The sequence below is a fragment of the Rhizobium sp. Leaf306 genome (assembly GCF_001423425.1).
Lineage (GTDB): Bacteria > Pseudomonadota > Alphaproteobacteria > Rhizobiales > Rhizobiaceae > Neorhizobium > Neorhizobium soli.
Genome location: NZ_LMNX01000004.1, coordinates 350,473 through 373,064, shown reverse-complemented (window position 1 = coordinate 373,064; position 22,592 = coordinate 350,473). Strand labels below are relative to the sequence as shown.

General features: G+C 60.4%; 21 protein-coding genes. 10 read left to right on the top strand and 11 right to left on the bottom strand.

Going from position 1 to position 22,592, the window contains the following annotated elements:
- The first annotated feature begins 134 nt into the window (after nt 1-134).
- From treZ to ASG19_RS19870, 3 genes are all read left to right on the top strand, one after another.
- A complete protein-coding gene (treZ, locus tag ASG19_RS19880; protein WP_062461475.1) occupies nt 135-2,018 on the top strand; it encodes a malto-oligosyltrehalose trehalohydrolase in 1,884 nt (627 codons plus the stop codon).
- 175 nt (nt 2,019-2,193) lie between these two features.
- On the top strand, nt 2,194-3,915 hold the full coding sequence (locus tag ASG19_RS19875; RefSeq protein WP_062461472.1) for a sensor histidine kinase: 1,722 nt from the start codon (nt 2,194-2,196) through the stop codon (nt 3,913-3,915).
- Between the two features lie 85 nt (nt 3,916-4,000).
- On the top strand, nt 4,001-5,026 hold the full coding sequence (locus ASG19_RS19870) for a DNA topoisomerase IB (RefSeq protein WP_062461960.1): 1,026 nt from the start codon (nt 4,001-4,003) through the stop codon (nt 5,024-5,026).
- Between the two features lie 110 nt (nt 5,027-5,136).
- On the opposite strand, the gene ASG19_RS19865 is transcribed toward ASG19_RS19870, so the two are convergent.
- From ASG19_RS19865 to ASG19_RS19855, 3 genes are all read right to left on the bottom strand, one after another.
- The gene (locus tag ASG19_RS19865) at nt 5,137-5,697 is read right to left on the bottom strand and encodes a type 1 glutamine amidotransferase domain-containing protein (RefSeq protein ID WP_062461469.1); all 561 of its coding nucleotides are present in this window, start codon (nt 5,695-5,697) and stop codon (nt 5,137-5,139) included.
- A 47-nt stretch (nt 5,698-5,744) separates the two neighbouring features.
- Nucleotides 5,745-5,951, bottom strand: coding sequence for a hypothetical protein (locus tag ASG19_RS19860; RefSeq protein ID WP_062461466.1), 207 nt, complete (start codon nt 5,949-5,951; stop codon nt 5,745-5,747).
- 409 nt (nt 5,952-6,360) lie between these two features.
- Complete coding sequence (locus ASG19_RS19855) at nt 6,361-6,627, bottom strand: hypothetical protein (RefSeq protein ID WP_062461462.1); 267 nt, start codon at nt 6,625-6,627, stop codon at nt 6,361-6,363.
- A gap of 188 nt (nt 6,628-6,815) precedes the next feature.
- Here ASG19_RS19855 and glgX point away from each other — a divergent pair, with 188 nt between their 5' ends.
- Together glgX and ASG19_RS19845 are read left to right on the top strand one after the other, a co-directional pair.
- Complete coding sequence (gene glgX, locus ASG19_RS19850) at nt 6,816-8,891, top strand: glycogen debranching protein GlgX (RefSeq protein WP_062461460.1); 2,076 nt, start codon at nt 6,816-6,818, stop codon at nt 8,889-8,891.
- Between the two features lie 174 nt (nt 8,892-9,065).
- Nucleotides 9,066-9,770, top strand: coding sequence for an SDR family oxidoreductase (locus ASG19_RS19845; RefSeq protein WP_062461457.1), 705 nt, complete (start codon nt 9,066-9,068; stop codon nt 9,768-9,770).
- Between the two features lie 96 nt (nt 9,771-9,866).
- Here the strand turns inward: ASG19_RS19845 and glgA are convergent, their stop codons facing one another.
- Nucleotides 9,867-11,342 (bottom strand): glycogen synthase GlgA, encoded by a 1,476-nt coding sequence (gene glgA / locus ASG19_RS19840; protein ID WP_062461454.1) that lies wholly within the window; start codon nt 11,340-11,342, stop codon nt 9,867-9,869.
- Nucleotides 11,343-11,721: 379 nt separating this feature from the next.
- A complete protein-coding gene (locus ASG19_RS19835; protein ID WP_062461451.1) occupies nt 11,722-12,087 on the bottom strand; it encodes a DUF2934 domain-containing protein in 366 nt (121 codons plus the stop codon).
- 165 nt (nt 12,088-12,252) lie between these two features.
- On the opposite strand from ASG19_RS19835, the gene ASG19_RS24005 reads away from it, so the two are divergent.
- Nucleotides 12,253-12,492, top strand: a complete 240-nt coding sequence (locus tag ASG19_RS24005) for a hypothetical protein (RefSeq protein ID WP_139283771.1) — start codon at nt 12,253-12,255, stop codon at nt 12,490-12,492.
- A gap of 216 nt (nt 12,493-12,708) precedes the next feature.
- Here the strand turns inward: ASG19_RS24005 and ASG19_RS19830 are convergent, their stop codons facing one another.
- From ASG19_RS19830 to ASG19_RS19820, 3 genes are all read right to left on the bottom strand, one after another.
- Nucleotides 12,709-13,209: a ferritin-like domain-containing protein gene (locus ASG19_RS19830; protein ID WP_062461448.1), complete on the bottom strand. Its 501-nt coding sequence runs from the start codon at nt 13,207-13,209 to the stop codon at nt 12,709-12,711.
- A gap of 166 nt (nt 13,210-13,375) precedes the next feature.
- On the bottom strand, nt 13,376-13,555 hold the full coding sequence (locus ASG19_RS19825) for a hypothetical protein (protein ID WP_062461446.1): 180 nt from the start codon (nt 13,553-13,555) through the stop codon (nt 13,376-13,378).
- Nucleotides 13,556-13,749: 194 nt separating this feature from the next.
- The gene (locus tag ASG19_RS19820; protein WP_062461443.1) at nt 13,750-13,971 is read right to left on the bottom strand and encodes a hypothetical protein; all 222 of its coding nucleotides are present in this window, start codon (nt 13,969-13,971) and stop codon (nt 13,750-13,752) included.
- 204 nt (nt 13,972-14,175) lie between these two features.
- On the opposite strand from ASG19_RS19820, the gene ASG19_RS19815 reads away from it, so the two are divergent.
- Complete coding sequence (locus ASG19_RS19815; protein ID WP_244474083.1) at nt 14,176-14,682, top strand: sigma-70 family RNA polymerase sigma factor; 507 nt, start codon at nt 14,176-14,178, stop codon at nt 14,680-14,682.
- A gap of 160 nt (nt 14,683-14,842) precedes the next feature.
- On the opposite strand, the gene ASG19_RS19810 is transcribed toward ASG19_RS19815, so the two are convergent.
- Nucleotides 14,843-15,571 carry a glutathione S-transferase gene (locus ASG19_RS19810; RefSeq protein WP_062461437.1) on the bottom strand — a complete coding sequence of 243 codons (729 nt, stop codon included), beginning with the start codon at nt 15,569-15,571 and terminating at the stop codon, nt 14,843-14,845.
- 221 nt (nt 15,572-15,792) lie between these two features.
- Here ASG19_RS19810 and ASG19_RS19805 point away from each other — a divergent pair, with 221 nt between their 5' ends.
- Nucleotides 15,793-18,135: a glucose/quinate/shikimate family membrane-bound PQQ-dependent dehydrogenase gene (locus ASG19_RS19805; RefSeq protein ID WP_062461434.1), complete on the top strand. Its 2,343-nt coding sequence runs from the start codon at nt 15,793-15,795 to the stop codon at nt 18,133-18,135.
- A 91-nt stretch (nt 18,136-18,226) separates the two neighbouring features.
- Here ASG19_RS19805 and ASG19_RS19800 read toward each other — a convergent pair whose 3' ends face one another.
- Both ASG19_RS19800 and ASG19_RS19795 read right to left on the bottom strand, forming a co-directional pair.
- Nucleotides 18,227-18,511, bottom strand: a complete 285-nt coding sequence (locus ASG19_RS19800; protein ID WP_062461431.1) for a BON domain-containing protein — start codon at nt 18,509-18,511, stop codon at nt 18,227-18,229.
- A 108-nt stretch (nt 18,512-18,619) separates the two neighbouring features.
- Nucleotides 18,620-20,578: a PAS domain-containing sensor histidine kinase gene (locus ASG19_RS19795; RefSeq protein WP_244476235.1), complete on the bottom strand. Its 1,959-nt coding sequence runs from the start codon at nt 20,576-20,578 to the stop codon at nt 18,620-18,622.
- 167 nt (nt 20,579-20,745) lie between these two features.
- Here ASG19_RS19795 and ASG19_RS19790 point away from each other — a divergent pair, with 167 nt between their 5' ends.
- Both ASG19_RS19790 and ASG19_RS19785 read left to right on the top strand, forming a co-directional pair.
- Nucleotides 20,746-21,348 (top strand): TetR family transcriptional regulator, encoded by a 603-nt coding sequence (locus tag ASG19_RS19790; protein WP_062461428.1) that lies wholly within the window; start codon nt 20,746-20,748, stop codon nt 21,346-21,348.
- Between the two features lie 49 nt (nt 21,349-21,397).
- Nucleotides 21,398-22,567 (top strand): efflux RND transporter periplasmic adaptor subunit, encoded by a 1,170-nt coding sequence (locus tag ASG19_RS19785; RefSeq protein ID WP_062461426.1) that lies wholly within the window; start codon nt 21,398-21,400, stop codon nt 22,565-22,567.
- Nucleotides 22,568-22,592 lie beyond the last annotated feature (25 nt).

Here is a 22,592-nt window from a genome sequence, read left to right as displayed (position 1 = left end):
GTCCATGATCGGGCCAGAAAATTGACTTGACAAAAGACAATTTTCCTATCCCGAATCCGGTCGTTACGGGGCAATAGGGAACTATTCCTGTCCGCCCCGTGTTTCCCTTGTGACTGAAACAAGGGAGAGATGCCATGTCGCTGACCCGCGATTTCACGCCCTACGATTCGCGCCGGACCGCGTCCGGCCACGTCTCGTCCGGCGCGCCCGTGCGCCGATCCTTCCCCAAATCCTGGGGTGCCGAACATGTCGGCGAAAACAGCGTTCTGTTCCGCCTCTGGGCGCCGGACATCGAGCGCCTGCGCCTCCGCATCGCCGGCCGCAACCGCGAAATGCTGCCGGCCGGGCAGGGCTGGTTCACGCTGACCGTCGAAGGCGTCGAGCCCGGCACGCCCTACCAGTTCGTCATGCCCGACGGTAAGGCCTTCGCGGATCCCGCATCGCGAGCGCAGGACGGTGGCGTCGATGGCCACTCGATGATCGTCGATCCGGCCTTCTACCGCTGGAACATGCCGGCCTGGAAGGGGCATGCCTGGGAAGAGGCTGTGATTTACGAGATGCATATCGGCACCTTCACGTCCGAGGGCACGTTTCGCGCCGCAGCGTCGCGTCTCGCCGATCTTGCCGATCTCGGCTTCACTGTCATTCAGCTGATGCCGGTCAGCGAATTTCCGGGCGATCGCGGCTGGGGCTATGACAGCGCGCTTCCCTATGCCCCGCATCACACCTACGGTTCGCCTGATGACATGAAGGCTTTCGTCGATGCCGCCCACCGGGTCGGCCTGTCGGTCATGCTGGATGTCGTCTACAACCACTTCGGCCCGGCTGGAAACCTGATCGTCTCGAACATCCCGTCTTTCTTCGATCCGCAGTTTATCACGCCGTGGGGTCCGTCGATCAACTTTGCCCAACCAGCCGTGCGTGCTTTCTTCATCGAAAACGCGCTCTACTGGCTGGAAGAGTTCAATCTCGATGGCCTTCGCATCGATGCGGTGGACGAAATCCTGGATGAAACGTCAGAGAAGCACATTCTCGTCGAACTTGCAGAGCGCGTTCATTCCGAAACGACGGGTCGGCGGCGCCATCTCGTGATGGAGGACCATCGCGCCATCCTGCGCAACCCGGAACGTGGCGGGACGCCGGATGCGTTTGTGGCCGGATGGAACAACGACGCCTACCACGCCGCACATGTGATCGCGACAGGCGAGGCCGTGGGCCATGCCGGACCTTTTGCCGCGCAGCCGGTCGCCAAGCTCGCCGCTTGCCTCGCGCATGGCGGCATGCCGTCGCAGGACGATGACGAGCAAGACGCGAGGTCAGACGCGGACGCGGGCGGATCTTCGCCGCTTACCTCGTATATCCACTTCCTGCAGAACCATGATCATGTGGGCAATCGCGCCCATGGCGAACGATTGATCTCCCTGTCGGAGCCGGGGCTTCTCGACGTCATGACTTCAATGCTGCTTCTGTCGCCGCAGGTGCCGATGATGTTCATGGGCGAGGAATATGGGGAAGTGCAGCCGTTCGCGTTCTTTGCCGAATACGAGGGCGACATCGCCATGACCACCTGGGCCAACCGGTTGATCGAGGCGGAAAAATTCGGCGGCCTGCCGGAAGGCGTCACAGAACCTTGGCAGTTGGACAATCCGAATGCGCCGGAAGCGTTCGAGAAATCGAAACTGCGCTGGGAGCGTCGCGACACGGCGGAGGGCTCTGCCGCCTACGGGAAGATCCGGGATCTGATCGGAAAGCGGCGCGAGCACGTGGTTCCAGGGCTTTCCGGCATGCCTCACAGCGTCGGTCGCGTTCTTGCCTCCGCGCCGGAGACGATTGCAATCGACTGGCAGCTGTCGGATCGTCTCGTGCAACTGCGTGCCAATCTGAGCGCGTCTGAGGTCGAAGCACCTGGCATTTCCGGGTTTGTGATCCACCGGGTGCCGGAAACCGTCGTTGCCGATGGAACTGGGCCGCTCGTCATGCCGGCAACGTCGCTGCTTGCCGCGATTTCGCGGCACTGAATATTCGAATATTCATCGGAAAGGTGACGGCCGCATCACCAAGTCCTTGGCCAGTGTTCCAAAAGCCGCTAGAACTCATGGCGTTGCTTTCAAAGCCAAGGGACGGGGCTAAGAATGGATCACCAGCGCGGCGGCTCTGCTGCCTGCCAACCTTCCCGCGCAACGGTCGTGCGGGATGGCTAGGTTTGCGCGGCTCTTCCCGACAGCACCGATCGGGGCTTATCTGATCGCGCTCGTCGTGGGCGTGGCTTTACCGCTGCTTGTCTTCGGCGCCTTTCTCATGCTGCAGCTGGAAGAGCACGAACGGGACATGCTCTCCTCGAATACGGCAGAAGACGCCCAGATGATCGCTCGTGCGGTCGACCGCGAGCTGCAGGACATGGCAACGACGCTGCGCCTGCTGGTCAGTTCTCCCGAGCTGGAGTCCGGTGACCTTCGCGCCTTCCACGAGCGGACCCGGTCGAGCCTGCGTTCCACCAAGCTTTTCGTGATCGTCGCAGACCGGGACGGACAGCTTCGGCTGAATACCCGCGTCCCCTTCGATACGCCGCTCGGCAAGACCGCCAACATGCCAGCGCTCGAATCCATGCTGCGCAGCGGCTTGACGGAAGCCTCCAGCATGTTTCGCGGCACGACCAGCGGAAAGTGGGTCTTCAACGTCGCGATGCCGCTGTCTGAGAAGACAAACGCCTCGGGCGCTGCGATGATCATCACGCAGAATGCCGAGGATCTGCAAAAGCTACTGTCCGTCGATGGCCTGCCGGATGGCTGGTCTGCCGCGGTCCTCGATGGCAGCGGTCAGGTCGTCACCTCGGTCGGTGCCGCAAAGATGGCGGAGGGCGCCAGGTTTCCCAGCGAAACTCTTCGGCTGATGACCGGTTTTCGCGGCACGATCGAAGATGTCGATGGTGCGGGCAAACAGATGTACGGTTATGCGCAGATTACCGGCTGGGCCTGGAAGACCGTCGTCTGGGGGCCGATCGCGTCCGCGCAGGAAAACATTATCTCCACCTGGCGGCAGCTCGTTGCGGGCGGCATCGTCTTTCTCGCCATAGCCATGGTCGTCGCCTACCTCGTCGCCTGGCAGCTGCGGATCCCGATTAGGCAGATCGCCGACATGGCCGAACGGATCGGCAAGGGCGAAATCGTCTCGCCGGTGGAGACCAAGATCACCGAGGCGAACCAGATCGCCGTCGCGCTTTCGAACGCCTCGTTCGACCGGAGCCAGGCGGAAGACCGTATTCATCTCATCCTGCACGAGCTGGTTCACCGGACAAAGAACATCCTCACGCTTGTCCAGGCGATGATGCGCCAGCTGGCACGCAAGGATACGCCGATGGACGAGTTCCAGAGGGCAATCAGCACCCGCCTCCAGGGGCTCGGGAAATCGATCGAGGCTCTCGCCGAAGAGCAATGGGGCGGTGTTCCGATGCATCGGGTCGTCGAGATCCACATGAGCACGTTTGCGGAAGCGGCGGACCGCGTCCAGATCCAGGGCGAGGATTTCGTGCTGAAGGCGGGAGCAGTTCAGAATCTCGGCTTGGTGCTGCATGAACTCGCCACCAATTCCGTCAAATATGGCGCATTGTCTGTACCCCATGGTACGGTACGGATCTCATGGAGCGATATCGCCGAGGAGACCGTCTCGGATGCAGACGGCGAGAGCAGTGGTGTGAACCTGCTTCTGGTCTGGGAAGAAAGCGGCGGCCCGACGGTAAAGCCGCCCACCCGCACCGGGTTCGGCACGACCATCATCAAGCGCCACGCGACCGCTGCATTCAGCGGCACTGTCGATATCGATTTCCGGCCCGGCGGCCTGGTCTGGCGGATGACGGTACCGCGTGCCAACCTGGAGCGCCCGGACGCTTCGGAAGGCTTGCGCGACGTCCCTCTTTAAGTTCTCCGGGTGTTTCAACGCGTGGGAACGAAGCGATATCCATCTCAGTTTAGCGGTTATGGATACGTTAGTCAGCACCATTGAAATTGACGTCGAGTCTCTCAAGACGATCGGCCTCACCTATGTCAACGATACCGAACCCGGCATTCGGCGGGAACGACGCGGCAAGGGGTTCAGTTACCGGTTGCCGGATGGTGGCTTGCTGGTTGAGGATGACCACCATACCCGCATTTCCGCACTCGGCCTGCCGCCAGCCTACGAAAACGTCTGGATCTGTCTCGATGCCAGCGGCCATCTGCAGGCAACCGGCTATGACAGCCGCGGCCGCAAGCAGTATCGTTATCACACGGACTGGCAGAATTTCCGCAGCGAGCGCAAATTCGACCAGCTTGCCCAGTTTGGCGAGGCCTTGCCGCGCATCAGGTCCAGAGCTGCCCGCGATCTGTCGCATGGTCTCGACAAGTCCGAGGCGGTGATCGCCGCACTTGTGGCGCTGATGGACATGACGCATCTGAGGGTCGGCAACCGCGCCTATGCCAAGGAAAACCGCACCTATGGCGCAACGACGCTTCTGAAGCGGCACATGGTTTTGTCCGGCGATGGTATCCTTTTGAAATTCACCGCCAAGGGTGGCAAGCGGGTGCAGCACACGCTGAAACATCCGCGTCTCCAACGTATCCTGGAAGACGTCGCCGACCTTCCGGGACGCCAGCTGTTTTCGTTTCCCGATGAACACGGTACGCCGCGACCGATCGATTCTGGCCGGCTTAACGCGTATCTTGCCAAGGCCGCCGGTTTTCCGGTCACGGCAAAGACGTTCCGCACCTGGGGTGGAAGCCTCGCAGCCTTCATGTCAGCCTGGAATACAATGGCTGAGGACGGACACCGCCCCAAGATCAAGGCACTGTGCAACGCGGCTTCCGAAGCGCTGCACAACACGCCTGCCGTCTGCCGCACCAGCTATATCCATCCGCAGATCCTGAGCCTTGCCGAGGATGTCTCGCCGCTCGAAAAGATCATGAACGCGAAGACCCTGCCGACGGACGGCCGCCGTGGTCTGCGCATGAACGAGCGCCGGCTTCTGGCATTCCTGAAGCAGGAACAGACCTGACCGGACCGGTTCTCGCTCCATCAGCCAGCGTATGATCTCGTTGCACCCAGACAAGAGAAAGCCCGCACCGACCATGTCGGAGCGGGCTTTCGTTACCATTCATCCTGCAATCAAGCGGCCTGTCTGTTGTGACGGCCTTCGTTGACTTCCTCGACGATCTTGTCGACGAACTGCTGCAGGTCGTCGGGTGACCGCGATGTGATGATGCCGTTATCGCAGACCACGGCTTCGTCCTGCCAGGACGCGCCTGCATTGCGAACGTCGGTCCGGATCGACGGGTAGGATGTCGCCTTGCGGCCACGCAGGGCATCCGCCTCTATCAGCAGCCATGGACCATGGCAGATGGCAGCAACAGGCTTGCCGCTCGCCACAAAATCTCGCACGACGCTGATCGCCGTTTCATCCTTGCGCAGCACATCGGGATTGATCTGTCCGCCCGGCAGAACCAGCGCATCGAAATCGCTTGCCTTGACGTCCTTCGCTTCAAGGTCGACCGCGACAGAGTCACCCCAGTCGGTCTCGTCCCAGCTTCTGATCTCTCCAGACTTGATCGAAGCGATCTTCACGTCGGCACCACGTTTGCGCAGTTCATCGAGCGGAAACCGGAGCTCCGAGCGCTCGTAGCCGTCGGTTGCCAGAATCAGGATGGAAGCGGACTTCATGTCAGCCATGTTTCACTCCTTTTTATTGTCATGGACTGTTGTCGTGGCCGGCCCGGTTACAGGCGGCCAGTCGAGAGATCCCTGCCATTGATCGACGCGGGGACACTGATCTCCTCTCGCGCTGTTCTGGGAAGCGGCAGTACGACGGCATCGGGCACCAGGACCCTAAGCTCTTGCGGGCGTTTGGCCGCAAGATGCTTTGGCTGGCCGAAGCTGCGATGCGAAAGGAACCGGTTCTTCAGCATTGTCAGAACGTGATGCATGATGGATCTCCCGTCGTGAACACAAGGTTTTTCGCCCGGTCACTGGATGTCCAACCCGACCGGTGTCATTTCGTTCCAGATCTTACACGATGTAATATTACGTTACTGAACGACTCGAACGCGCCAAGCTCACAGGAAGTCTCGCCGATAAAAAGTTGGCGTCAGCGAAGAGACCAGCCACAGTCATGTGTCGCTGGTGTCAGTCAATGGGATGACCGGTCGATCGCTATATCGGAACGACCATCATGTAACAGGCCGCGATGACCATCACGAAACCTGCAGCCTCGATCCATTCCTTGACCATGATTGCCTCCCGCCACACTCCTAAAGCCTATCAACTGCGATACGGAATCATGGTTCCACGAAATGGCCACAAATGCGGCGAAACGGCCTTATTCATAAAATTTGATTAAGTCTTGTCGGCTTTTGCCCTTGCACGTGCAGCTTCCAGCACCGAGCGCACTTCGCGGGCCATGGCGTTTTCGATGGAGAAGGCACCATCGGGGGAGAAACCAGGATCTTCCTCGTTGTCCTTGAATGTAGCGTCGTCACGCAGCCGCTGCACGAAACGGGTGGTCGTCAGCTCGCCGCCAATCATTGCAGCGATCAGATCGATCATCAGTTCGCGATGCGCGTTCAGCCGGCCTTCGAGCTCTTCCGGGGGCATGGTCGTCATGGTCTTCTCCCTGTTGTTATGGGTACCAACAGAGAGATAGAGGAGGCGGCCCATCCGGAAACGCGTGCCGCCCTCAAAATTTCGCGGGCAACTTGCGAAACCTCCTAAATTACAGGGCCTCTGGAACGAATTGCAGCCTCGCACCTTCTATAGGCGAAAGTTTCAATTGGTATGACCAGCGGGGAAATATGGATACGAAATCGAGCCACTTTGTCGTTCACCCGGGTTCCTGGCTGCAGCTGGGCGCAAATTACGACGGCGATGGCGTCAACTTCGCGATTTTCTCGGCGCATGCCGAGCGCGTCGAACTTTGCCTGTACGACCCGAGCGGCAAGGTGGAAATCGCCCGCCTCGAACTGCCGGAATACACCCACGAGATCTGGCACGGCTATATCCCCGGCCTGAAGCCCGGCGCCCTCTACGGCTACCGCGTCCATGGCCCCTATGACCCGGAAAACGGCCATCGCTTCAACCCCAACAAGCTGCTGATCGACCCCTATGCACGCGAACTGTTCGGCGACGTTGAGTGGAACGAGGCACATTTTGCCTATGATCTCCTTGCCGAAGACAAGGACCTGACCTTCGACGAACGCGACAGCGGTCCCTACACGCCGAAGGGCGTTGTCATCGACCCGAATTTCGACTGGCACGACAACAACCGTCCGAAGATCAGCTGGCCACAGACAGTCCTCTATGAAACGCACGTGAAGGGCTTTACCCAGCTCAACCCCGGCGTTCCGATCGACTTGCGCGGCACGTACGAAGGCATGGGCCACAAGGCGACTGTCGATTACATCAAGAACCTCGGCATCACCTCGGTGGAGCTGCTGCCGGTCCACTCCTTCCCGGACGACCAGCACCTGCTCGATCGTGGCCTGAAGAATTTCTGGGGCTACAACACCCTCAACTTCTTCTCGCCGGCCTCGCGCTACTTCGGACCGAAGGGCATCCAGGGTTTCCGCGAGATGGTGCGGAACTTTCATGATGCCGGCGTCGAGGTCATTCTCGACGTGGTGTACAACCACACGGCCGAAGGCAACGAGCTTGGACCGACCCTGTCGTTCAAGGGCATCGACAACTTTTCCTACTACCGCACCATGCCGGACCAGCATCGTTACTACATCAACGACACCGGCACCGGTAACACCGTCAACACTTCGCATCCGCGCGTACTGCAGATGGTCACCGACTCCCTGCGCTACTGGGCCGAAGCGATGCATATCGACGGCTTCCGCTTCGATCTTGGCACCATTCTCGGTCGCGAGCCGGAAGGCTTCAACGAGCGCGGTGGCTTCTTCGATGCGATCACTCAGGATCCGGTCCTGTCCAAGGTCAAGCTTATCGGCGAGCCTTGGGATATCGGTCCGGGTGGCTACCAGGTCGGCGGCTTTCCGCCTGGCTGGGCCGAATGGAACGACAAGTACCGCGATACGGTGCGCGAATACTGGAAGGGCGACAACGTCTCGACGGACTTTGCTGCGCGCCTTCTCGGTTCCGGCGATCTTTACGATCAGCGCGGTCGTCGTCCCTGGGCATCGGTCAACTTCATCACCGCCCATGACGGCTTCACCTTGAACGACATGGTTTCGTACAACGAGAAGCACAACGACGAGAACGGCGAGGACAATAACGACGGCCATAACGACAACCGTAGCTACAATTACGGTGAGGAAGGCCCGACGGAAGACGAGGGCATCAACGCGGTGCGCGAGCGCCAGAAGCGCAACTTCCTCGCCACGCTGATGTTCTCGCACGGCACGCCGATGCTGCTGGCCGGTGACGAGTTCGGTCGCAGCCAGCTCGGCAACAACAACGGCTACTGCCAGGACAGCGAGATCTCCTGGGTCGCCTGGGAAAACCTGCCTGAAAGCAATGAGCAGCTGCGCGAGTTTACCCGCCAGATCATCAAGCTCCGGCACGAGCAGCCGTTGCTGCGCCGCGAGAACTGGCGCGATGGCATGGACATCAAGTGGTTCAACGCCGGCGGTGGTTTCCAGACCTCCGAACAGTGGGACGAAGGCTCGACGATCGGTCTGTACATTGGCCGTGGCGACCTGAAGGAAGAGGAAGGCATCTGGCACGACGTGCTGCTGCTGTTCAACCCGTTCGAAGGCAACGTGCCGTTCCAGATCCCGCAGTTCGGCGAAGGTGGCTGGGTGCTGGAGATGACCACGTCGGATTATTCCAAGAAGGGTCTCGTGATCACCAAGGAACGGGACTTCGAGCTGGAAGGCCGCAGCCTGGCACTGTTCCGCCGTCCGTGATGGCAGCCTGAATACTCTGATCTCCAAGCCCCGCCGGTCTCCGGCGGGGTTTTTCGTTTGGGTGGTATGCCCCAAGGGCAGAACTCACCAGCCTTCAGCCGAACTCATTCGATGACAGCTTTTCCTCATGCTATGTCTCTGTACACACCACGATGCAGGGAAGGGAAGCACAGTATGTCGGCAGAAAAGGTAGCGATCGTCACAGCGGGGGGAAGCGGTATGGGAGCGGCGTCTGCGAAGAAGCTCGCGGCCGATGGGTTCAAGGTGGCGATCCTGTCCTCATCCGGTAAGGGCGAGGTCTTGGCGCAGGAACTCGGGGGGCTCGGCATCACCGGCTCCAACCAGTCCAACGACGATCTGAAGCGGCTCGTTGATGCGACTATGGAGGCATGGGGACGGATCGACGTGCTGGTCAACAGCGCCGGCCATGGACCACGTGCGCAGATCGTCGAAATCACCGACGACCAGTGGCATACCGGCCTCGATGTTTATCTGCTCAACGTCATCCGTCCGGTGCGGCTGGTGGCGCCGATCATGCAGGCCCAGAAGTCGGGCTCTATCGTCAATATCTCGACCGCCTGGGCGTTCGAGCCGTCCGCGATGTTCCCGACATCGGCGGTGTTTCGCGCCGGGCTCGCCGCTTATACGAAAATCTTTGCAGATACCTACGCGGCCGACAATGTGCGCATCAACAACGTTTTGCCCGGCTGGATCGACAGCCTGCCGGCAACCGATGATCGGCGCGACAGCGTGCCGATGAAGCGCTACGGCACAAGCGAGGAAATCGCCGCAACGGTCGCGTTCCTGGCATCCGAGGGCGCCGGTTACATCACCGGGCAGAACCTGAAGGTGGATGGTGGTCTGACGCGGTCGGTCTGAGACCTGCGGTTCTCGTTAGCCGAACGCTGTGTGCGCCGTGCGCCGTGTTCGTCGAGGAATCAAACGACGCAGGTGCCGATCACGGCACCTGCCGGATCAGTAGCTCGCTCGTCGGTCCGCGGAGGAGTTGCCAGCCTTACGCACCAGGTTGGTGTAGACTGTGGCGTATTGCTGGGCGCTGCGCTCCCAGGAGAATTTCGCCTTCATCGCCTGGTTCTGCAGCCGGGCCCACATTTTCGGTTCCTGGTAGGCGTGCATGGCCCGGCGCAGCGCGAGACGCAGTCCGTCGGTCGTCACAGGGTGGAACTGGAAGCCGGTCGCAACCCGTGCCGACATCGCTGCATCATTGGCATCGATGATGGTTTCCGACAGCCCGCCTGTGCGCGAGACGACGGGCACGGTGCCGTAGCGAAGCGCGTAAAGCTGCGTCAGGCCGCAGGGCTCGAACCGCGAGGGCTGCACGATCGCGTCCGAACCGGCATGGATGAGATGCGCGGTCGGTTCGTCGTAGCCGATGTGGACGGCCATCTTGCCAGGATAGCGCGCAGCCGTATCCAGCAGCGCCTGTTCGATATCCTTGTCGCCTTGGCCGAACACGATGATACGACCGCCATTGTGGATGACCTCGTCCGCCGTATCGGCGAACATGTCGAAACCCTTCTGCCAGGTGAGGCGGCTGACGGCGGAAAAGATCGGTCCGTTGCCTTCAGGGTCGAGCCCGAACTTTTCCATCAATACGGTCTTGTTGTCGCGCTTGCGCTTCAGCGAACTGACATCGTAATTGCGCGGAATATGCGGATCCGTTGCCGGGTCCCAGATGTCGAGGTCTGTGCCGTTGACGATGCCGCGCAACACGGTCACGCGCTCGTTCAGGACACCGTCAAGGCCCATGCCGAAACGCGGCGTGAGGATCTCCCGGGCATAGGTGGGGCTGACCGTGGTGATCGCGTCGGCCGTCAGCAATCCGCCCTTCAGGTAGCTGATGCCACCGAAATATTCGATCCCGTTGATTGAAAACAGCGAGCTGGGAAGGCCGATCGCGGGAAGGATGTCTGCGGAATACTGGCCCTGGAACGCGATGTTGTGGATGGTGATCACGCTCGGAATGGCGCAGCCCATTTCGCGCATGTAGACCGACGTCATCGCCGATTGCCAGTCATGGGTATGAACGACATCGGGTACGAAACCCGGGAGAAGCCCACCGGCGATTTCCGCCGCAGCCTTCGACAGAGCTGCGAAGCGCCGCCAGTTGTCGTGGTGGTCGTTGCCATGCTCGTCGACATAAGGTCCGCCAAGCCGGTCATAGAGTTCCGGCGCGTCGAGCACGAACAGGTTCAGGCCTTCGATTTTCACATGCAGCAGCGACGCGCGGGTACCGAGCAGGTCGTCGAACAGAGCAAGCGGCGTCACGCCGGAGCTTACCTGGGCCATCACTTTCGGATAACCCGGAATGAGCGTTATGGTATCGATCCCGAGGGCAGCAAGCGCCTTCGGCAGCGATCCTGTCACATCGGCCAATCCGCCGGTCTTGACCAGCGGGAAGATTTCCGAGGTGACCGACAATACTTTCATCGCGAAATTTTCCCCACTGCGTCCCCCAAGGCTCCGCTGCGTGCTACGCCCGGGAACGGCGTCCGACGACTGCGAACGGTCAGTACTCTGACTGGCAACCGGGTCATCAACTGATGCTATTTCGATGGGGCCATCCAAGGGGCCGTACGCGTCCATCATGCCAACTCCCACCCTTGTCCATGCCATTTCACATCAGTGCCGGAGGGGAGACCTGTGTCAGCGACCGCCGAAATGGGAAAACCAGTCAGAGAAATACACGAATACGCAAAAGCCATTGCCGTCTTTCAGATGTAATGATTACCCCGCGGCAGAGACTGCCGCGGCCCGTCATGTCCGCTCTTGTCTGCGTGACCCGGCTGGCGTCAAAGGCCAGCCCGGCCTATCGGGACCGCTTCTTGGCAGGCTGTTTGCCCGCGGGAACCGGGGCCGGAGAAACCGGCACGGACTTCTTTTCGCTTGAGGCCTCGGAGGCGAGCGCTTTTTTCGATTTTTCGGACCCCGCCGCCGCTGACTTGGCAGGCTTAGCTGCTTTGGCGGTGGAATCCTTGGCATTTGCGGTGGGCAGTTTCGGCGCGGATGCTGCAGGCTGTTCGTGGGCGGCCGGTGCCGACGCAGTCGGCTTCAACGTCGCAAACTCCAGTTTGGCGCGCTCCCAGTGCTCCGTATCTTTGCCTGAAGGATACCCCTCTTCCTCCCAGAGCGCATACGCGCGGTGCTTGATCCAGTCTTGTTCGGAATCAGCCATCTTTGTCTCCATTCACCCAAAAGCCGAAACGACCTTGTTGGGAATAAGTTCCATGGATTTCACGACAGAAATTCGATTGATTCAAATCGTGTTGGCACAAACAACCGACCGGACGGAACTATTCGAGGAGTTACGCGTTCGAGACCGCCGGGAGGAGACGCTGCAATGCAAAACTACTGCGATATTGTTCCAGACGCAACGGGCTGGGTCTATGTAATTGACGGGGTACATTCAACTTCGTACTTCCATACAGTGGAACTTGCCGTGGAGGCGGCGAAGGTCCAACTGCTGCGGCGTGGACGATTCCATGCCGGAGTTTTCCGCAGGCTTGGTGTGGATGGAAAGATGGCTCCGATCGAAATGCTGCCGAAATCCGGCATTCCGAAAGCCGCTTACCATAGCTGATTGACACCGTTTTTTTTGGCTGCCAAGTCATTCATACGTCTTCGCAATCCTGTGGGACTGCGGAGCGTTTTTGTTTTGGCCATAGTCCGGGCGTCGATGTCGCTGGTCGCAACTCAATCCAAAAAGGTCCGGCATGTGCCGGACCTTTTCGTTTTTCTGGCGTCACGTTCGCGAAGAAACGCCCGATCTGGTGACCGGGCGTCTGTCGCTGCGCGATCAGGCTGCCTTCTTGGCAGCGGCGTTGACGGTGGACTGTGCCAGTGCAGACAGCGCTTCGTCGGTCTTGCTTTCTTCTGCAAGCGTCTCGTCGAGAAGCTTTGCCACGTCCTTCAGGCCGAGTTCGGTCGCCCATGTGCGCAGCGTGCCGTAACGGCTGATCTCATAGTGTTCGACTGCCTGTGCAGCGGCCAGAAGGCCGGCGTCGAGAGCCGATGTGCCCTTGAATTCTTCGAGGATTTCCTCGCCTTCGGACAGGATGCCTTCGATCGCGTCGCAGGTCTTGCCCTGAGCGCGCTTGCCGATCAGTTCGAAAACCTGCTTCAGACGTTCGATCTGGCCTTCCGTCTCTTCCTTATGGGTCTCGAAAGCGGCCTTCAGCTTCGGATCCTGGGCACCGCGGGCCATTTTCGGCAGCGCTTTCACGATCTGGCGCTCGGCGTAGTAGATGTCCTTCAGCGTTTCGTAGAACAGGTCTTCGAGGGTTTTGTCTTTAGCCATGGTGGATCTCCTTGAGAGTCGAATTCGCACCCAATGAACCAAAGCAGAAGCTGAAAGTTCCTCACATATTTGTGAAAAAGGTCGAGAAGGGGCGACAGCTTGCGGTTGGTCCGCAGATCAGATGTTCGCGCATGCGCCGGCGGGCGCTCATCTCGAGGTCAGGCGGTCAGCTGCCTTTACCGTCGAGCTTTTCGGACAATTCCTTCTGAAGCTGCAGGGCAAGACCGAGCAGGCGATCGGGCACGTCTTCCTTCTCGATCTCCGCCAACAGAACGGAAACCTTGCGGTTGACGCTGCGTCCGAAACTCGCGTCTTTTTCTTCCACCGGCTTGCTCTGCTTCTTCATTCCGACCTCTGACGTCACCGCCACCGAAAACACCCTCTGCCGGACGCTTTCGCCCGCATTCCCTGAGCCCTTTAGAAACCTCTTATACCAATAAGATTAATTTCGGATATCCCGAAAAAGTCACAGCGAAGAATGAAAAAGGGCGACCTCCTATTCGGAGGCCGCCCACTTTGTTCCAATGGTCCGGGTCGGTATCAGTTCTTCGGCGGCTCCGGGGTGCCGGCCGGAATGGACGTTATTGTTGCGGCGACCGGATCGCTCGCCGGAAACGTATCTTCCAGGCCCTCGTCGAGCTGCTGTTCGAGGTCAGCGTCGCTGCCCTTTTCGCGCGCCGACTGCTCAGCCTTCCTGGCCTTCCACTCGTCGCTCTGTGCGCTGTTCTGGTCGTTGTCGTTGGTTTTGTCGGTAAAGCTCATGACATTCCCTCCTTGGCGTTGCCGATGATGCGGAAAAAACGGCTTGCTGCTTCAGTTTGTTCCGGCAGGCCGGCAAGAGCCCCATATTTTCAAGGTGATCTGCCGGCAATCTCCGGGTGGGGTTGAGAGGGCGGAACCAAAATGAAGGGGCACGCGTTTGCAGAAGTCAATCCGGCCGTCGAGACTTGGGAGAGGTAGGCAACGGTGTCTGAATCACAGTTGAATGGCGATCCTGCGCGGGCAGATATCGTGAAGCTTATACCGGCGCTTCGTGCCTTCGCGCGTACGTTCTGCCGCAATACGACGGATGCCGACGATCTCGTGCAGGAAACGCTGATGAAGGCGCTGGCCAACCTCGACAAGTTCGAGCGCGGCACGCGGCTGAAGTCCTGGCTCTTCACCATCATGCGCAACACGTTCTATACCCGATCCAAGATTTTAGGCCGCGAGGCTCCAGGGCTCGAAGAAAACGTGTCGGGCGATACGCCGATAGCTGCTTCGCAGGAAATGGCAATCAGGGCGAAGGAAGTTCGCGACGCTCTCGTAAAGCTGCCTCCCCATTACCGCGAGGTATTAACGCTGGTTGCAATCCTCGGCGAGAGCTACGAGGCAACGGCCGAAATCTGCGGCTGCGCTGTTGGAACGGTCAAGAGTCGTCTCAATCGCGCACGGCACCAGATCCTTCAGGAACTGGGGGAGGAAGCAAGATAACCCCGCTCGTCATCCAAACGCGGCTGCCCGAAGAGGCAGCCATCAATGCTCAGGAGCGCAAGGACATGAAGTTCGTACTGATCGCGACCGCGATCATGATAGCCACGGTCGCTCCTGTCTTCGCATTTATCTAGCCAGAAACGTCAAGGCGCCAAAGCGCCTACGCCGGATCCTCGTCGAGTTCGGGATAGTGGCGAAAGATACCGCTCTCGTTGAAAGCGATGCGGCGCTCCGATTTGAGATAGGCAGAGATCCTCGGCCTTTTCCCGACGGCGTCGCGAAGTCTGGCCACATTCGGATACCGGCTGTCCAGCGATGCCATCGCCCGCGGGAAAGCGTAGGTCAACCCTTCGGCGATCTGGAAGAGCGACAGGTCCACATAGGTGATCGCGCCGCCGACAGCCCAGCCTTCGCCGGTCGGGTTTGATCCGATCACGCCGTCGAAATAACCGAGAAACTTTGGCACCCGCTGCGCAAGAAACGCCTTTGTGCGCGCCTTGGCCTCCGGCTTCTGATCCTCGTAATAGTCCCCGGTGCTGATCGGATGGTGGGTGTCGTGAACCTCGGCCACGAAGTCGGTGATCGTCAGCTGCAGACCCTGCGCAAAAACACGCAACCGTTCGTCATCGGAAGCAAGCCCGAGCTTCGGGCCGAGATAGTGCAGGATGTTGGCGACATGCGAGACGACGATCTCGCCGTCTCTCAGAAACGGCGGAGCGAATGGCAGGTCGGGATAGGCTTGGCTGCCCTTCAGGTAATTCATCATCTTTTCGGACCCGTCCGTGGTTCTCGCCACGTCGAGATAGTCCGCACCGGCGTCTTCCAGCGCCAGTCTGACGAATTCGCCGCGACCCTGCAGGCCGTCCCAGTAGTAGAGTTCATATGCCATGGCTGTGCTTGCAATCCCTGTTTGAGTGGGTCGCCGTCGATCGCTGCGGCGTTCTCTTTCCGAACGAGCAGAGCGCCCGTTTGTTCTCGCACTTCTGCACGGCTGGCATTCCGTATCGTATCTTGAACATCTCCGGAGAGCGCTAGATTACCACGCGACACCGGCTGAATGTCCGGCTTGCCACCTATAATGCCCGTCTTCAGTTCGGAACGGAAACCACCATGGCTCTCAAGATCACCGCCATCATCTTCACCCTGCTCGGGCTCGCTCTCGCCATCGGCGGCGGACAGCTCGTCATGCTGGGGGGTAGTGTTTATTATCTCATCTGCGGCCTTGCCTTTGTGCTGACCGCCATTCTGCTTTTCCTTAAGAAACGCGCGGCACTGCATGTCTATGCCGGTATTGTCATCGTTTCGCTCGTCTGGGCGCTTTGGGAAGTCGGTTTCGACTGGTGGCAGCTCGGCCCGCGCGGCGGTCTCATCATCGTCCTCGGCTTCTGGCTGCTGACACCGTGGATCCGCAAGCCGCTCGGCTTTCTCAGCCCATCCGGCATGCAATACAGCGCCAGTGCCGTACCGCTGGCCATCGCCTCGGTCATTGCCGTGGTCGTCGCCGTCGCCTCGATGTTCTTTGACCCCTACGACCAGAGCGGTGAGCTGCCGGACCAGTCGGTCGCAGCCGCCCCGAAGCTCGGCGGTGATGTGCCTGATGGCGAATGGCACCAGTATGGCCGCACGCCCTATGGCCAGCGCTATTCGCCGCTCGACCAGGTCAATGTGGACAACGTTGCCAACCTCACGGAAGTCTGGCGCTACCAGACCGGTGACGTGAAGCGGCCGGACGACGTGGGCGAGACGACCTATCAGGTCACGCCGCTCAAGGTCGGCAGCTCGCTTTATCTCTGCACGCCGCACAATCTCGCCATCGCGCTCGATGCGACGACCGGCAAGGAGAAGTGGCGCTACGACCCGAATTCCGGCATGAACCCGGACCGCCAGCACCAGACCTGCCGCGGCGTCAGCTATTATAAGGACCAGGCGGCAGCCGCGGGTTCGGCATGCGCCGAGCGCGTCTATCTTCCGACATCCGATGCGCGTCTGATCGCGCTTGATGCGGCCAACGGTCAGGTTTGCCCTGCATTTGCTGACAATGGCACGCTGCGGCTGGAAGCCGGGATGAAGCACAATCCGGCCGGTTACTACTATTCCACATCACCGCCTGCGATCGTCGGCAACAAGATCATCATCGGCGGTGCCGTCAACGACAACTACTCGACGCAGGAACAGTCCGGCGTCATCCGCGCCTTCGACGTCAACACCGGCGATCTGATCTGGAACTGGGATTCGGGCAATCCGAGCCAGACCCAGCCGCTTCCCGAGGGCCAGACCTACACGACCAACTCGCCCAACAGCTGGTCGGTGTTCTCGGTCGATGAGGAACTCAGTCTCGTCTACATCCCGCTCGGCAACCAGGTGCCCGACCAGCTCGGCATGAACCGTTCGGAAAGCGTCGAGAAATACTCGTCCTCGATCGTTGCTCTCGACATCAATACCGGTGCCGACCGCTGGGTTCGCCAGACAGTGCATCACGATCTCTGGGACATGGACGTGCCGGCCCAGCCGGTGCTGATCGACCTGTCGCGCCCGGACAATTCCGTGGTGCCGGCGCTGGTTGGCCCTACCAAGCAGGGCGACATCTACGTTCTTGACCGTCGCACGGGCGAGCCGGTCTTCCCGATCACCGAGGAGCCTGCTCCAAAGGGTGCCATCCCGGAGGATTTCACTGCGCCAACCCAGCCGACCTCGGCCGTCTCCTTCAAGCCGGAGCCGCTGAAGGAAAGCGACATGTGGGGCGTCTCGATGCTCGACCAGATGGTGTGCCGTATCTGGTACCATCAGTATAACTACGAGGGTCGCTACACGCCGCCGTCGCTCAACGGCTCGATTATCTATCCCGGCAATTTCGGAACGTTCAACTGGGGCTCCGTCGCAGTCGATCCCGAACGCCAGGTGATGTTCGGCATGCCGACCTATCTCGCCTTTACCTCCAAGCTGGTTCCGCGTGCGGATATCCCGGCGAAGGGTCAGGACGAAAAGGGTTCGGAACAGGGCCTCAACCGCAATGACGGCGCACCTTACGGCGTGTTGATGGGTCCGTTCCTCGGTCCGTTGAACATTCCTTGCCAGGCACCGCCATGGGGTTATGTCGCCGGCGTCGATCTTCGCACCGGCAAGACCGCCTACAAGCATCGCAACGGTACTGTCCACGACATGACCCCGCTGCCGCTGCCGTTCAAGGTCGGCGTTCCCGGCATCGGTGGCCCGATGATCACCAAGGGTGGCGTTGCCTTCCTCGGTGCCGCCGTCGACAACTACCTGCGTGCCTATGACCTGAAGAACGGCAAGACGCTGTGGGAAGCCCGGCTTCCGGCCGGCGGTCAGGCGACGCCGATGACCTACGCGGTCGAGGACGGACGCCAGTTCGTCGTCATGGTCGCAGGCGGCCACGGCTCGGTCGGCACCACACCCGGCGACTACGTCATCGCCTACGCGCTGCCGCGTTAAGCGGCAGTCGCTCAGGCGGCCTGCTCTCAGCCAACAAAAAAGCCCGGAAGCGTCTGCTTCCGGGCTTTTTGCATTGAAGGCTTTCGAACCCTCAGGTGAGATGGCTGCCGGCTTCGGCGGTGATGCTGTTGCGCACCTCGGTCACGCCTTCAACGCTGCGGACCACTTCCTCGGCGCGGGCGATCTCGCGGGCGTCGGCGACCCGGCCTGCCAAGGCAATGGAGGTTCCGGTGACGGTGACGGTCACTTCGCTTGCATCAATGCCGCCCGCCGAGGCAAGCGCGTCGGCGACCTTGCCTTCCAGCTGGGCGTAAGCCGGGAACTCGACTTCGATCTCCGGCGCGGTTTCGTTAAACTGGGGATGTTTGAATACCATGTGACGTTCTCCCTGATGTCGTCGCGTCCGGCAGGAGATGAGGGCAAACGACCCTCGCGCGGCACCTGCGGATCATCAGGAGATACAACGCGGCGCACAGCCGTTGGTTCAGCTCGCGCTTCCGAGCATGGTGGCGATCACGTCCGCCAGCTGGTTCTGGGAGAACGGCTTCGGCAATCGCGGCAGTTGCAGGCGGTCGTCCTCGCCGGGCGGCAGTTCGGCATAGCCGGTGGCCAGCACCACCGGCAGGCCCGGCCACTGGCGGTTGATCTCCGACGCGAGTTCGCTGCCGGTCATTCCCGGCATGGAATGGTCCGTGACGACGAGATCGATCGTATCCGTGCGGGCTAGCGCAGCCAGCGCTTCGCGGCCGTTATAAGCTTCGATCACCGTGTGGCCGAGATCCTCCAGCATCAGGGATGTGTTCATCAGCACCAGCGCGTCGTCGTCGACGGCCAGCACCGTCAGCCTCTCCTTCGGTCGCGCCGCAGAGAGATCCGAGGCGGGCTTCTTCTCCTCCGGGCAGTCTTCAAGACGGGCAACGGGCAGAAACAGGGAAACCGTGGTTCCCTTGCCCTCTTCGCTGTCGATCGAAAGCCGGCCGCCCGACTGCTCGGTCAGGCCCTGCACCATGGGCAGGCCGAGACCCGTTCCCTTGCCGACGCCCTTGGTGGTGAAGAACGGTGTGGTAGCGCGGGCAAGCGTTTCCGGATCCATGCCTTCGCCCGTATCGGAAACGCTGATCTTGACGTAGTGACCCGGCTGGAGCTTGTCGTCGCCTTGCGCGAAGTGCACATCAATGGCGGTGATCGTCACGGTTCCGCCTGTTGTCATCGCGTCACGGGCATTGACGACGAGGTTCAGAAGCGCGCTCTCGAGCTGCACAGCGTCACTTAGAACCGGGGGCAGGCTGTCGGGAATGTCGGTTCTGATTGTGAGGTCCGATCTCAGCGAACGCTCGAAGAAATTCATCATGCCATCGATCAGACCGGCAACGCCGATCGGGGCCATGTGGAGTTCCTGCCGCCTCGAAAAGGCCAGCATGCGCTGCGTCAGCGCTGCACCGCGCTCGGCGCCCTGAATGGCGTTTTGCAGAAGCGGCATCAGCGACGGGTCGTCCGGCAATCTCTTCTTGAGGATTTCGAGGCTTCCCAGCACCGCCATCAGCAGGTTGTTGAAGTCATGGGCGATGCCGCCAGTCAGTTGGCCGATCGCTTCCAGTTTCTGCGCCTGGAACAGATCCTCACGGGCGACGGTCAGCGCCTTCTGCGCCTCGACCTTTTCCGTGATGTCGCGGGTGATCTTGGCGAACCCTTTAAGCTCTCCAGTCTCGTCGCGGATCGCGTCAATGATCACATGCGCCCAGAAACGGGTGCCGTCCTTGCGGTGGCGCCAACCCTCGCCCTCGAAGCGGCCGTCCCGCAGGGCCGTTGCAAGATTTTTTGTCGGTTCGCCGGCGGCGCGGTCGTCCACCGTGTAGAAGGTCGAAAAATGCTCGCCGACGATCTCCTCGGCGCGGTAGCCCTTGATGCGTTCGGCACCGTGGTTCCAGTTGCTGACATTGCCTTTGCCATCGAGCATGTAGAGCGCGTAGTCGCTGACCCCTTGCACCAGGACCTCGAACTGCCGCTCGCTGCGTTTCAGGTCTGCTTCGGCATTCCTGCGCTCGGTGAGATCGCGGGTGACCTTGGCAAAGCCGAGGAGCTGGCCATCGCCGTCGCGGATAGGATCGATGATGACATGCGCCCAGAAACGGCTGCCGTCCTTGCGAACCCTCCAGCCTTCGTTCTCGAACCGGCCTTCCGCCGCGGCAATCCTCAGTGCGCGTTCCGGCAGATGGTCAAGCCGATCTTCTTCCGTATAGAATCTGGAGAAATGCTGGCCGAGGATTTCGGATTCCTCGAACCCCTTGAAGCGCCGGGCGCCCGGATTCCAGCTGGCGATGTGGCCTTTCGGATCCAGCATGTAGATCGCGTAATCCGTGATGGAATCAATCAGAAGCCGATACCGCTCCTCGTTAAACGGGGATACCTGATGGCCTTCCTGCACGGTCTTCAACTTTCCCACCGCCCAAACTCAATATGCGATGTACCCCGAGCTTACGTCTCGAGGCGCCAGTGGGTCCACCATGCCTTGCATTGCAGAAAAATACGAGTGCCTTGACACAATGAGGTTAAAGATGAATAGTGACGAAAAATGAAATTCGTCAGTCGTTAATTGAAAGCCATTACGTTATGGACGTTCCCGTCAGCACTCCCGAGGATACACGCCAGGAAAACGTGGTCCGCATCCTCGAAGCGGCCGAGCGACTGTTCAAGCATTACGGTTACGCCAAGACGACAGTGGCCGACATCGCCAAGGATCTCGGCATGTCGCCGGCCAATATCTACCGGTTCTTCGGGTCGAAATCCGAGATCCACAAGGCGCTTGCCAACCGGATGCTCGAGGCGAGCCGAGCCGTTGCCTGGGAGAATGCAAAGCGCGCTGTCAGTGCCACCGAGCGACTGCGTGACCATTTTCTGCAGCAGCACCGCATCACGGTCGAGACGCTGCTGCACGAAAACAAGGTCCACGAGATGGTTGTCGTAGCGATCGAGGAACAGTGGTCGGTGATCGAAGACCATATCATGCAGCTTCGAGCGATCGTCGCAGGCCTCGTCGAGGAGGGGATTGCAATGGGAGAGTTCCGCGCACAGGACGCTGAGCTTGCCGCAGAATGCCTCTGTGATTGCACGGTTACGCTGTGTCACCCGCAGATCATTGCCGAATGTCTGTTTGAAACCCGGCGCGCCGCGCCGGCCGATGTCGTCGACTTCGCCCTCAGGGCGCTGAAATAAGAACCTGCGCTTGTCGCGCTCACCGTAACCCGCCTTATGGAGTGGGATCATGTCTTTCCGAGGAAAGTCTTTCGTCGCAGCCCGTCATTTTTCTTCCGCCTTGAAAGGCGTTGCAGTCGCTGCGGCGCTTCTTTCGCTCGCGGCATGTTCCGAAGAGAAAAAGGCCGAGGCGCCGGAGATCGTGCGGCCGGTCAAGGTGACGCAGATCGGTGCGCCGGATGAGGGCCGCAAGCTCGTCTATTCCGGTTCCGTGCGTGCCCGCACCGAAATGAATCTCGGCTTCAGGGTCGCGGGCAAGATCACCGAGCGGCTTGTGGATGTAGGCGACCGCGTCACGCCGGGCGAAGTGCTCGCTCGGATCGATTCCACCGATTACAAGCTTGATCTCGGCAGCGCCGAAGCCGATCTCGCATCGGCCACCAAGCAGGTCGAGATCTCCGGTCTGGCGCTTCGCCGCGCGGAAACGCTGGCGGCCAAAGACGTCACCTCAAAATCGCAGCTGGAACAGGCACAGCTCAGCAGCGAGCAGGCCTTGGCACAGCGGGATTCAGCGCAGTCTGCGCTCGAAAAGGCCCGCAATCAAGTTGCCTATTCCGAACTCAAATCCGACCGCGACGGTATCGTCACGGCCGTCAGCGCCGATCGCGGCCAGGTGGTGAGCACCGGCACATCCGTCGTCACGGTCGCTGTGGATGGCGAGAAGGAAGTCCAGATCGCGGTTCCGGAAATGGATGTCTCGCATTTCAAGCCGGGCGACGGGGTCAAGGCGCGGATCTGGTCGTCTGCCGATCTCGTGATCGACGGCAAGGTGCGTGAAGTCGCGCAGAGCGCCGATGCCCAGTCGCGCACGTTCGCGGTGCGGGTGAGCCTTCCCGCCGACCCGAAGATCCTGCTCGGCATGACCGCATCGATCGAGGCTGTCGCCGGCAACGCGGTCAAGGCCTTTGCCATTCCGCTTGCAGCGCTTTCCAAGAAGGGTGACCAGCCGATCGTCTGGGTGGTCGATCGCGGCAAGGGAATTGTCGCGTCGCGTCCGGTCAAGGTGGCGGATTTTTCCGATGACGGCGTGCGCATCTCGGAAGGCCTTGCCGAAGGCGATCTCATCGTCTCGGCCGGCACCCAGTTCATGAAGGACGATATGAAGGTGAAGCTGCCGGAAACGGTCGCGACACGCTTCGGCTCGGTGTCGAGCCAGTCCACCGCTTCCGTCCAGCCCTGATATTTCCGGTTAGAGGATCAAGATC